Raw genomic sequence first — 13,201 nt, forward strand, 5'->3', positions numbered from 1 at the left:
TAAGTTTGAATCTACTGTATTGAAGTGAAGTTGCGTATAGTTTGTCATCCTTGTAAATAATTATGAATCTACTATAACGACGTGAAGTTGCATCTGTTTTGTCATCCTGAGGAACGAAGGATCACACTAGAAGCTCCGCAATCTATGTCGCCAATCTTTGTAGAGTTCCGCGTGTGATCCTTCATTCCTCAGGATGACAAAAATATGTGTGAATCTACTATATTGAAGTGAAGTTGCATCTGTTTTGTCATCCTGAGGAACGAAGACACGAGCGATAGCGAACTGGCGAAGCAATCACACTAGAAGCTCCGCAATCTATGTCGCCAATCTTTGTAGAGTTCCGCGTGTGATCCTTCGTTCCTCAGGATGACAAGATTGCGCAAAAGAAATGCAGACTTTGGACCTTTGATCCTCTGAACCTTTGTCCCTCTATATAGAATTTCTATCAATAAAATTAAAAGGAACTTTTACCTGACCTTTTTCTTTCTGTAAAATCATTCTGGCCGCCGTTTCTCCCATAATATTAAAATCGGTAGACATTACCGTAATGCCTAATAATTCCTTTAGAGGAGTATCGTTATAAGAAATCACGCCAATATCTTTTCCTAAAACAAATTCTTCGTCTCGAATCTGTTTCATTAAATTCACCAAATCCGATTCTTCGATCGTGATAAAGAGATCCCCTTTTTTAAGGATCATATCATCGTAAACCTCACTTAGAATTTCAAAATTAATTTCGTGCTCGACGCAGAATTTTCTAAATCCGTGTAAAATTCTTCTCGGATATGGATAAACCGCTTTGTCAGGATAAACCAAAATAAGTCGTTTGTATTTCGATATTTTTGAAAGGCCTTCTTTTAAAGCGTTGTAAATATCATTTTCAAAATCTTGATAAATCTTAATGACATCTTCGCCCGTTCCTAATTTAATATTATCCAAAACCACCAGTTTTTCCTGTGGAATATTTTTAATGGCATTCACGACTTCATCCGTAAAACTTAAATGTTTTAGTTCTTCAGTTTTAAAATGGGTTGTAATAACATAATAATCATAAGCACCTTCATACTTGTCTAAAATGTTCAAAAACAAAGTTTCGTCGCAGTGATAAATTTGCAGGTCGACATGTGCATTGGCGCCGAGTGTATTGATAAAAGAACTGTAGGTCTTCATTTTATACGAACTCAGTTTATTGGTTAGAAACAAGATATTTACTTTAGATTCCAGTTTCGTTCTGGTAATATAGTAGCCCTTGCCTCTGATGGAAGAAATAATTTTTCGCTCTTTTAAAATATTATAAGCCTTTTCGACAGTGTCTCGGGACATATAAAATTCTTCACTAAAACTATTTATTGAGGGAATCTTTTGATTGATTTTTAAATTTCCGTTGGCGATGTTTTGTAGAATAGAGTCAACAATTTGTTTGTATTTTGGAACCCTTGAATCTTCGTCTATTTTAATTAGTTTAATCATGATTATGTCTGGAAATTTGTTTCATATTTCAACGAAACCAATTTTTAATTCTAATTTTTCTTCAATTTCTCTTCTAAAAAGTGAACTAAACTATTGTTCCACACTTTACGTGCCAAAAAGAGAATTTGTTAAGGCTTGTAATACTTTTTTTATAATTTTTGAATTTTGTTCCAATTGAGGATTCAATAATTACGAAATCGATTGCTAAAATAGCCATTTTAAATTTATTTATCCAATAATTAGAAAGCCTTATTTATAATTATCCTTAGTTTTAACATAAAAACACCAGAACCATAAAGGATAGTACAGGATAGTTTTGTTTTTTACATTCTATTATTTTACAAAACCAAACTTACTATCAAAAACTAATCTTAAACCAAAAATTAATAAATGGAATCATTATTAGGAATTATTTTTCATTCTATCGGAGGATTTTCATCAGGTAGTTTTTATATGCCTTTTAAGAAAGTAAAAGACTGGGCTTGGGAAAGCTATTGGCTGGTAGGAGGATTTTTCTCCTGGCTGATTGTGCCGCCAATTGCAGCCTACTTGACGATTCCAAATTTTGCCGAAATTATTGCCGCAGCTTCTCCATCAATAAAAGCATTCACTTATTCAATGGGATTAATCTGGGGAATTGGTGGTTTGACTTATGGTTTGGGAGTTCGTTACTTAGGAATGTCTTTAGGGAATTCAATCACTTTAGGATTCTGTTCGGCATTTGGAGCTTTAGTTCCGTCCATTTATTATGATTTTGTTCCAACAGAAGGTAAAATTTCATTTTCTGATATGCTTACTAATACTGGCGGTCAGATCGTCTTATTAGGAGTTGTGGTATATCTTATAGGAATTGCTATTTCTGGAAAAGCGGGAATGCTGAAGGAGCAGGATTTTGCAACTGGTCATGAAGATAAGGATAAAGACTTCAATTTAGTTAAAGGATTAATTGTAGCTGTGATTTCAGGAATTTTAAGCTCTTTTTTTAATTACGGAATCGAAGCTGGAAAACCTATGGCAGAGCAAGCTGTAATAACGGGATCTAATCCGTTATTTCAAAACAATGTGACTTATGTTGTTTTGCTTTGGGGAGGTCTTACAACGAACTTTATCTGGTGTCTTTATTTGAATTTTAAGAATAAAACAATTAAAAATTACACCGACAAATCTACTCCAATAACAAAGAATGTTTTGTTTTCTGCACTGGCTGGAACCATGTGGTTTTTACAGTTTTTCTTTTACGGAATGGGAGAGAGCAAACTAGGAAATGGTGCCAGCTCATGGATTTTGCACATGGCAACCATTATTTTAACAGCAAACTTTTGGGGATTTTATTTGAAGGAATGGAAAGGAGTTTCTAAAAAAACACTAAGAACTTTTTTCTGGGGAATCGGGCTGATAATGCTTGCAATCGTTTTGGTAGGAATTGGTAACTCACTATAAATAAATACAAGAAATAATACAAATAGTATATGTCGAATACAAACACAATTAATATGAATTTTAAGCATGTAAGCTACCTTTGGGATGAAGCGAAAGCAGCAGCATTAGCAGGAGATGAAGTGGCGCTTTTTATTTATCGTTCTAACTTGTTAGGAGCTGATTTAAGATTGACCAACTACGGAGGTGGAAATACTTCTGTAAAAATTACTGATAAAGATCCTTTAACGGGGGAATCTTCTGAAGTAATGTGGATTAAAGGTTCTGGCGGTGATATTGGAACATTGACAAAATCAGGTTGTGCGGCTTTGTATTTAGACAGACTTCGTAACTTGGAAAATGTGTACAGAGGAATTGAATTTGAAGACGAAATGGTAGAATTATTCAACCACTGTATCTTTGATTTAGCTTCAAAAGCACCTTCTATCGATACGCCTCTGCATGGTTTTCTTCCGTTCAAACATATCGATCACTTGCATCCAGATGCGGCTATTGCGATCGCTGCGGCAAAAGATGGAAAGAAAATTACAGAAGAGTTATTTAACGGAGAAATTGGCTGGGTGGGCTGGCAGCGTCCAGGTTTCGATCTTGGTCTTCAGTTAAGAGCTTGTTTAGAAGAAGCAGCAAAAAACGGTAAAAAACTACGCGGGATCATGTTAGGTTCTCACGGGTTGTTTACTTGGGGAGATACTGCATTCGAAAGTTATATCAATACCTTAGAAGTAATTGAAAAATGCGCTTCTTATTTAGAAGATAATTACGGAAAAAAGCGTCCAGTATTTGGAGGTCAAAAAATAGAAAGTCTTCCAGAAGCAGACCGTAAATTGAAGGCGGCAAAAGTGGCTCCGATTTTAAGAGGTTTCTGTTCGTCAGAGCGTCAGATGATTGGACATTATACAGATGATGCAAGAGTTTTAGAGTTCATTAATTCTAATGATCTTTCTAAATTAGCACCATTAGGAACATCTTGTCCAGATCACTTTTTAAGAACTAAGATCAGCCCGCTGGTTTTAGAATTAGATCCAAACGAAGATTTGTCTGATGTTGATGCGATCAAAGCAAAATTAAAACCTGCTTTTGAAGCATACCGTGCCATGTACAAAGACTATTACAATGCATGCAAAAAATCAAATTCACCAGCAATGCGTGATCCAAATCCAGTGGTAATTTTATATCCTGGAGTTGGTATGTTCACTTTTGCTAAAGATAAAACAATGGCGCGTTTAGCATCTGAATATTATGTGAATGCAGTAAACGTAATGAAAGGTGCTGAAGCAGTTTCAGAATACACTTCATTGCCGCACCAAGAAGCTTTTGATATTGAATATTGGTTATTGGAAGAAGCTAAATTACAGCGTATGCCAAAACCAAAAGCATTGTCTGGAAGAGTGGCTTTAATCACAGGTTCTGCAGGAGGAATTGGTAAAGCTATTGCTAAAAAATTCGCTCAAGAAGGTGCCTGCGTTGTAATTAATGATATTAACGAAGAGCGTTTAGAAGGCGCCGCTGCTGAATTTACTAAGGCTTTTGGTAAGGATGCAGTTTCCAGCACTTTATTAAATGTAACCGATGAAGTTAGTACAGAAAAAGCATTAGACGAGGCTTCTTTAGCTTTTGGCGGAGTTGATATTGTAGTAAATAATGCAGGAATTAGTATCTCAAAATCTATTGCAGAACATACTTTAGAAGAGTGGGATAGATTATACGATATCTTGGTTAAAGGACAATTTATTGTTTCTAAAGCCGGAATCGAAGTAATGCGCAAACAAGGTTTTGGAGGAGATATTGTAAATATCGTTTCTAAAAATGCTGTTGTTGCAGGTCCGAATAATCCAGGTTATGGTTCGGCAAAAGCGGCTCAGGCACACTTAACACGTTTAATGGCTGCCGAACTTGGAGCAGATAAAATTCGTGTAAATACAGTAAACCCTGATGCCGTAATTTCAGACTCAAATATTTGGTCTGGAGGATGGGCAGAAGGTCGTGCAAAAGCATACGGAATTACAGTTGAAGAACTTCCGGCTTACTATGCAAAACGTACGTTATTAAATGAAATTATATTGCCTGATGATATCGCTAACGCTTGTTATGCTTTTGTTGGAGGTTTACTTGGTAAATCTACAGGAAACGCATTAAACGTAGACGGCGGCGTTGCCATGGGCTTTTATAGATAAAGATTGTTTAAGTTTTTTATATAAGTTTGTTTAAGCAAAAGTGGTTTTTTGTGGTCTAGCGTTCGATTCTTTCGAACGTTAGATTTTTTTAGCCTATAACAGTTTGTTTTAAATAAAGAAAACTTAACAAAAAAGTGAAGTAAAACAAGAGTTTAAACGATGTTAAATTTATAAGTTGAAAGAAATTAAACACATAGAATCATAGATTTTTTATTAAGATTAAAAGTTTAAAAAAAATCACTAGTGATTAACACATAGCTATGTGTGTTAATGCAAGTGAAACGCCTTTGAAGATTAAGATGAGCCTATGATTCTATGTGTTAAAAAAATATATTGACCATATAAAATTTATATATTGTAACTCTATTAAAAATACCAATAACTATGCTAATCGGATCAAACCACATTGAATCTCATAACGAGGATTTATTAAAAAAACACCAAAATAAATTAGTTTTTACAGCATCAGAAATAAATGATACAGAAGCAATTATTCAAAAATTAATCGATTTTCAAATTGCAATTCCGTCTTGGGCTTTAGGAACAGGAGGAACAAGATTTGGGCGTTTTGCTGGCGGCGGAGAACCTCGTTCAATAGAAGAAAAAATTGAAGATGTAGGTTTACTTCATGCTTTAAACAATGCTTCGGGAGCTATTTCACTTCATATTCCGTGGGATATTCCAACAAATTACAATTCTATTAAAGCACTTGCAGCGCAGCACGGATTAAAATTTGATGCCATGAACTCGAATACATTTCAAGATCAGGCAGATGCTTCAAATTCATACAGATACGGTTCTTTACAAAACGTAAATAAAGCAGTTCGCAAACAGGCAATTGCACACAACATAGAAGTTATCCAACACGGAATTGAATTAGGATCTGAATCGCTTACAATTTGGTTAGCAGATGGTTCTAATTTTCCTGGACAATTGAACTTCAGAAAAGCATATCAAAATACATTGGAAAGTTTAGAAGAAATCTACGATGCATTACCTTCAAACTGGAAATTATTTTTAGAGTATAAATGTGCTGAGCCTAACTTTTATTCTACGACTGTAGCAGATTGGGGGCAGTCTTATTCGTATGTTAAAAAGTTAGGCGACAAAGCGCAGACATTGGTCGATTTAGGACATCATTTGCCAAATGCAAATATTGAGCAGATTGTTTCTTTATTATTGATGGAAAACAAATTAGGAGGATTCCACTTTAATGATTCCAAATACGGTGATGACGATTTAACGGCTGGAGCATTAAAACCATATCAATTGTTCTTGATTTTTAATGAATTGGTTGAAGGAATGGATGCAAGAGGAATGAATCACGCCAAAGATTTAGGCTGGATGATTGATGCTTCTCATAACATTAAAGATCCTTTAGAAGATTTACTGCAGTCTGTTGAAGCAATTATGATTGCTTATGCACAGGCACTTTCTGTTGATAGAAAAGCATTAGAAAAAGCACAGGAAGAGAATGATGTTGTAAAAGCACAGGAAATTCTTCAAAATGCATTCCGTACAGATGTTCGCGCATTAGTGGCAGAGGCTCGTCTTCGTTCTGGTGCGGCATTGAATCCGACAGCATTATATCGTTCGCTTCAAGTTAGAGAAAATCTAATTGGTGAGAGAGGTTTAAAAACAATGGCAACAGGATTATAATTATAAATTATTAGTTGTTAATTATAAATTATAAATTATGAGTTATAAGTTAATGCCAATGTTGTTTATATATTGGTTGTTTAAAAAAAAACTTAGCAAAATCATGATTCTGTAATTCCTAATTAACAATTGATAATTAACAATTTACAATTAAAAAAATGAATGTAGTTGCGATTTTTGATATTGGTAAAACAAACAAGAAGGTTTTTTTATTCAACGAAAATTATAAAATTGTCTGGGAGAAATCCGTAAATCTGGAAGAGACCAAAGAGGAGGACGGGTTTCCGTGTGAAGATATCGAAGTACTGAAAAAATGGATTTTAGATCGATTATCTGAAATAAAAGAGTTGACAGATTATGTTTTAAAAGCAATCAATTTCAGCACGTACGGAGCCAGTTTTGTTTACATTGACGAAAACGGAAAAGTTTTAACTCCTCTGTATAATTATCTTAAAGATTATCCAGAGGAATTAAAATCTGATTTTTATGCCAAATACAAAGGAGAAAAAAAGTTTGCTGTTAAAACAGCTTCTCCAGTTTTAGGCAGTTTGAATTCGGGAATGCAGATTTACCGATTGAAAGAAGAACAGCCTGAATTATTCGAAAAAGTAAAATACTGCCTGCATTTACCGCAGTTTTTAAGTTTTCTTTTAACGAATGAAGCGTACGCCGATATTACAAGTATTGGCTGTCATACCAATTTGTGGAATTTCAAAAAAATGAAATACCATAAATGGCTCAAACAAGAAAATATTTCGGATAAAATTCCGCCAATCCACTTTGGTAAAGATGTAATCCTAAATGGCGATAAACTTGCTGTTGGTGTTGGTCTCCACGATAGTTCATCTGCCATTATTCCATACACAATTAATTTTACAGAACCTTTTGTCTTATTGTCGACAGGAACTTGGAGTATTTCTTTAAATCCGTTCAACAATAAACCATTGACTTTTGAAGAACTGCAAAACGATTGCCTTTGTTATATGCAATACACAGAGAAACCTGTAAAAGCTGCACGTCTTTTTGCTGGAAACGAACATGAAGTACAGACAAAACGTTTAGCACAGCACTTTAATGTTTCCGTAGATTCGTACAAAGAAGTCTATTTTGATAAAAAAATTGTAGCCAATTTAAGGGCGCTTAATTTTCAGATTTTATATCCTAAAAAGTACGATTTCGATATTCTAAAAGAATGTCCTTTTCAGAAAAGAGATTTATCTTATTATAAAGATTACGAAACAGCTTATCATCAATTAATGCTGGATTTGGTGGAACAGCAGGTATTTTCGACCAATCTGGTAATTCATAACAGCCCCGTAAAAAAGATTTTTGTGGATGGCGGTTTCAGTAAAAATTCCATTTACATGAATTTGCTGGCAGAAGCTTTTCCAGATGTAGAAGTGTATGCGGCTTCGATGGCGCAGGCAAGTGCATTGGGCGCGGCATTGGCAATTCATCAAAACTGGAATCCAAAACCAATTCAGAACGATTTAATTGACTTGAAATTCTATAAACATTAGGTAAAAACGGTCTGTATGTTGTAAATTTGCTGAGAAACGTAATTTTTACATTTTACAGTACACGCCTAATGAACAACACACTAAATACTACAATATGAAAATTGGACTTTTTATACCTTGTTATGTCGACCAATTTTACCCAAAAGTAGGAATCGCAACCTACGAATTACTTCAAAAATTAGGCTGTGACGTGCAGTTCCCAATGGGACAAACCTGCTGCGGACAGCCAATGGCAAACAGCGGTTATGCACATTTAACAAAAGGATGTGATGCCAATTTTATTGCCAATTTTTCTGGATTTGATTATATCGTTTGTCCTTCTGGAAGCTGTGTTTTACATGTGAAAGACCATTTGCACGACGAAAAACAAGAAGATAAGGCAACAGCTATTCGAAATACGGTTTATGAACTTACGGAGTTCATAACCGACATTTTAAAGATCGACCATATTGACGGAAGATTTCCTTTTAAAGTAGGAATGCACGTTAGCTGCCATGGACAGCGCGGCTTAAAGCTTTCGCAGATGTCTGAATTGAACGCACCTTTTTTCTCTAAACCAGAACAATTACTGCACGGTATTAAAGATCTTGATTTGGTTGCTTTGACTAGAAAAGATGAATGCTGTGGTTTTGGAGGAACGTTCTGCGTGACAGAAGAAGCGATTTCTGTAAAAATGGGACAAGATCGTATTAAAGATCACGAAAGCCATGATGTGGATTATATTACAGGCGGCGATATGTCTTGCTTAATGCATTTAGAAGGTATTTTGAAAAGACAAAAAAGCCGAATCAAAACGATCCATATTGCTGAAATATTAAATTCACTCGAAAACTAAAAATAAATGTTGAGTATAAAATTTAACCGCAAAGTGCGCAAAGTTTTACGCAATGTTCGCAAAGCTAATTTTTATCCTTGCGCACTTTGCGTTTTTTCTTTATGCACTTTGCGGTTAAATAGATCATTATAAACATTTCAAAATTGACTTTTAAATAATTAAAAATGTCATCAGAAAAAATAATACCGCACAGCGAAGCCGCAACAAAGTTTAATAAAGATGTGGAACGTGTTAATTGGCACGATGAAACACTTTGGTTTGTTCGTGCGAAAAGAGATAAATCGGCACACCAGATCGAAGATTGGGAACTTCTTCGTGAAACCGCTTCACAAATCAAACAAAATGTATTATCTAATATTCACGATTATTTAGTTGAATTTGAAGCTAATGCTGAAAGAAACGGCATAATTGTGCATTGGGCAGCCGATGCCAAAGAGCATAACGAAATAGTGCATTCTATCATGGCAAAACATGATGTAAAGCAGATGGTGAAATCTAAGTCGATGCTTACAGAAGAATGTCATTTAAATGATTATTTAGCCGAAAAAGGAATAGAAGTAATCGATTCTGATTTAGGAGAATATATTGTACAGCTTCGTAAAGAACCGCCAAGTCATATTGTACTTCCGGCAATTCACCTAAAAAAAGAAGATGTAAGTGAAACATTTCACGAACATTTAGGCACAGAAAAAGGAAATTTCAATCCACAGTATTTAACAGAATCTGCACGTCATAGTTTGAGAAATACCTTCCTGACTAGAAAAGTAGCTTTAACTGGAGTTAATTTTGCTGTTGCAGAAACGGGAGAATTTGTGGTTTGTACCAACGAAGGAAATGCCGATATGGGTGCGCATTTAGCAGACGTTCAAATCGCTTGTATGGGATTCGAAAAATTGATTCCGAAAAGAGAACATTTAGGTGTTTTCTTAAGATTATTAGCCAGAAGTGCAACAGGACAGCCCATAACCACTTTCTCAAGCCATTTTAAGAAACCAAGAGACGGACAAGAAATGCACATCGTAATTGTAGACAACGGAAGAAGTACACAATTAGGCAGAGAAGATTTTAGAAACTCTTTAAAATGCATTCGCTGTGGTGCCTGCATGAATACCTGCCCAGTTTACAGACGAAGCGGCGGCCATAGTTATCATAATGCGGTTGCGGGGCCAATTGGGTCTATTTTGGCGCCAAATCTAGATATGAGCAAAAATGCCGATCTGCCTTTTGCCAGTACGCTCTGCGGATCTTGTACCAATGTCTGTCCCGTAAAAATTGACATTCACGATCAATTATACAAATGGCGTCAGGTTTTAGTTAAAGAAGGACATACGCCAGCGGCAAAAACAGTGGCAATGAAAACAATGTCGACAGTTTTGGCAAATCCAACCGTTTTTAACATTGCTGGAAAATCAGGAAGATTTGTGATGAAGAATATTCCAGGAATGGTCAATAATAAGATGAATAAGTGGTACGATCAGCGCGAAATGCCAGAAGTTCCAGAAGAATCTTTTAGAGAATGGTACAAGAAAAATTCAAAGGAATCTAAAGACAAAAAGAATGAGTAGTAAAGCCGAAATTTTAAAAAAAATAAAACTGAATCAGCCCGATTTGGTTTCAGAACTGCCAGATTTAAAACTTTTAGGTTCAGAACAATTTGATGTATTAGAAACGTATAAAACGGTACTAAAAGGCATTGGAGGTGATCCGGTTGAGGTTGCTAATTATGATGAAATTATTAATTATATAAAAGCTAATTACGATCTGGAGAAAAGATTAATTACAACACTTCCAGAACTTTCTCAAATTGCTTCTTTAGATTGGAAAACCGTTGATCCGCATTCGCTGCAAGATGTGGAATTAACGGTTATAAAAGCACATTTTGGAGTAGCAGAAAACAGCGGTCTCTGGGTAACGGATGCTATTTTAGGACAGCGAGTTGCTCCTTTTATTGCGCAGTATTTAGCGATTATTGTTCATAAAAATGACATTATTCCAACAATGCATCAAGCATATGACAGAATTGGAAATCAGGAATATGGTTTCGGAACTTTTATTGCTGGTCCGTCAAAAACAGCAGACATTGAACAATCTTTGGTTTTGGGAGCCCACGGCGCCAGAGGATTGATTGTATTTTTACTGGATTAAAAGTGTTTTTCTAAAAACAAAAAATAGAATTAAATTACATACTTAGAGACTATTTCTTTTAAAAGAAATAGTCTCTTATTTTATTTATATTGCATTCAAAAAAATAAAATAAAATTCTTCTTCATAAATTTATGTGAAAAAAAAATATAAACATTTGATTGTTAGTGTTTTAAATTTTACTATTTTTACATCTCCTAATTAGGGAAATGATTTTTTGACATTTCTTTAATTTTTTCAAGCCTTTAATTACAATTGTTTAACAGTAGTACAAGCTGCCCGATTTACATGCCAAAAAATTGTATAGTCCAATTTTACTTTTTTTAGCCCTTTCTTAATTCTCAGCCTTTAAAATTTTAGTAATGAATGTTGATACTATTTTTTTTCAAAAAAAATAGCTGCGTCCCTTTACTATGTTCTATTTTCCTTTTTCTCTTATAAAATTGTTTTACGAACTTAATAGTTAAATTTTATGAAGAATAAATTACTCTTTTTAGTTTTATTGATCGTTAATTGTAAAGCTTATTCTCAGGTAGGTATTGGAACTCCCATGCCAAATTCCTCTTCACAGTTAGAAGTTACCGCATCAAATAAAGGTGTGCTGATTCCTAGAATAAGTTTAACCAGTTCTACAGATGCGGTCACAATTGCAAGCGGTAATGTAAATAGCTTATTAGTGTTTAATACTGCAGCTATTTCGGATATTAAACCAGGGTATTATTACTGGTATGATAACAAGTGGAACAGAATTGTTGTTTCGAATGAAATAACTGCGGCTCCTGGTACAGTTATTTATAACCCCACGACACAGCAATTTACTTATGTTGATGCAAGTGGAACCACACAAATAATTGATTTTAGTCAGATTGTAAAATCTAGTGAAACATTAACTACTCTGGTTAACAATGGCGGAGGTTCTTATACATATAATAATGAAGCCGGAACAGCTGTTAACATTGATGTTGTTGGAGATGTAACTTCAAATTTTAGTACAATAGTAAATAATCCAGCTGTCACCACTATTATTCAACAGATTTCTAAAAATACTGAAGGAAATGTCACTTTTAATTCAACGACAAATGAATTTAGTTATATAGATGCTTCAGGAAGTCCTCAGATTATTAATATAAGTCAAATTGTTAAGGCAGCCGAAACGATTACAACTTTAGATAAAAATACATCAAATAATGGGCAGTACATCTATACAAGTGAAAATGCAACAACCACAACTATAGATGTTGTTGGAGACGTAATCAACAACGCTTCTACGGTACTAAATAATCCTGCTTTTGTTACGGAGCTGACCAATATTATTAAATCGAATGAGACACTTACGAGTTTAGTTTATGATGGAGTGGCAAATACATTAACTTATACAGATGAAAAAGCAGCTTCAACAACGGTTAATTTATTAGATTTAGTTGGAAGTGCCGAAACTCAAACTACATTGGTTTATGATCCGACAGCCAAAACCTTAACCTATAACGGCGAAAGCGGTACTCCAACAATAATTAATTTACTTGATCTGGTGGGAGATGCAGAGACCATTACAACAATATCACCTGTTGTAACTACAGGAAATACCATTGCAACATATACTAATGAATCAGGAGGAACACCGACAGAAATTAAAGAAACTGCTACAACATTGACACAAAATGTCGCGACAGGTGCAATAACGTATAATAATGAAACAGGAATTGGCACTATTGCACAAGTGAGAAGTGCAGATTACGGAAACATCTTAACAATTGGAACAGATGGAGGGGTATTATTAACCCCATCTTCCATAACAAGTGCTACTACTGTTTCTAACGCATCAGCAGTAAATACAGCAACGGTTACTGTAAATGGAATTGCCAGTACGGGAGCTCCAATTATAAACAGCAATGAAATTTCGGTAACAGGATCAAGCTTGACTTCTACCGTAAACGGAGTAGCAAGTACTGCTTTGGATTTAGCAC

Annotated in this window: 8 protein-coding genes and 1 pseudogene; 8 read left to right on the forward strand and 1 reads right to left on the reverse strand. The window is 34.9% G+C overall.

All coding sequences use genetic code 11. The features are described 5' to 3' along the window. Window positions 1–429: 429 nt before the first annotated feature. The gene (locus BSF42_RS22030) at window positions 430–1,470 is read right to left on the reverse strand and encodes a GntR family transcriptional regulator (RefSeq protein WP_095955255.1); all 1,041 of its coding nucleotides are present in this window, start codon (window positions 1,468–1,470) and stop codon (window positions 430–432) included. Between the two features lie 390 nt (window positions 1,471–1,860). Here BSF42_RS22030 and rhaT point away from each other — a divergent pair, with 390 nt between their 5' ends. The 8 genes and pseudogenes from rhaT to BSF42_RS22075 form a co-directional block, all read left to right on the forward strand. Next, window positions 1,861–2,910, forward strand: a complete 1,050-nt coding sequence (gene rhaT / locus BSF42_RS22040; RefSeq protein WP_095955257.1) for an L-rhamnose/proton symporter RhaT — start codon at window positions 1,861–1,863, stop codon at window positions 2,908–2,910. A 29-nt stretch (window positions 2,911–2,939) separates the two neighbouring features. After that, a complete protein-coding gene (locus BSF42_RS22045; RefSeq protein ID WP_095955258.1) occupies window positions 2,940–5,081 on the forward strand; it encodes a bifunctional aldolase/short-chain dehydrogenase in 2,142 nt (713 codons plus the stop codon). Between the two features lie 384 nt (window positions 5,082–5,465). Next, window positions 5,466–6,740 carry a TIM barrel protein gene (locus BSF42_RS22050; RefSeq protein WP_095955259.1) on the forward strand — a complete coding sequence of 425 codons (1,275 nt, stop codon included), beginning with the start codon at window positions 5,466–5,468 and terminating at the stop codon, window positions 6,738–6,740. A 158-nt stretch (window positions 6,741–6,898) separates the two neighbouring features. Further along, complete coding sequence (locus BSF42_RS22055; protein ID WP_095955260.1) at window positions 6,899–8,260, forward strand: FGGY-family carbohydrate kinase; 1,362 nt, start codon at window positions 6,899–6,901, stop codon at window positions 8,258–8,260. Between the two features lie 94 nt (window positions 8,261–8,354). Next, window positions 8,355–9,095, forward strand: coding sequence for a (Fe-S)-binding protein (locus tag BSF42_RS22060; protein ID WP_095955261.1), 741 nt, complete (start codon window positions 8,355–8,357; stop codon window positions 9,093–9,095). A gap of 164 nt (window positions 9,096–9,259) precedes the next feature. Then, window positions 9,260–10,660, forward strand: a complete 1,401-nt coding sequence (locus BSF42_RS22065; RefSeq protein WP_095955262.1) for a lactate utilization protein B — start codon at window positions 9,260–9,262, stop codon at window positions 10,658–10,660. Next, the gene (locus BSF42_RS22070) at window positions 10,653–11,240 is read left to right on the forward strand and encodes an LUD domain-containing protein (protein WP_095955263.1); all 588 of its coding nucleotides are present in this window, start codon (window positions 10,653–10,655) and stop codon (window positions 11,238–11,240) included. Before BSF42_RS22065 ends, BSF42_RS22070 begins: the two co-directional genes overlap by 8 nt. Window positions 11,241–11,709: 469 nt before the next feature. Continuing rightward, window positions 11,710–13,201, forward strand: a pseudogene (locus BSF42_RS22075) (hypothetical protein); the annotation flags it as partial.

Source organism: Flavobacterium sp. ACN6, assembly GCF_002304005.1.
In the GTDB taxonomy this organism is placed as follows: Bacteria; Bacteroidota; Bacteroidia; order Flavobacteriales; family Flavobacteriaceae; genus Flavobacterium.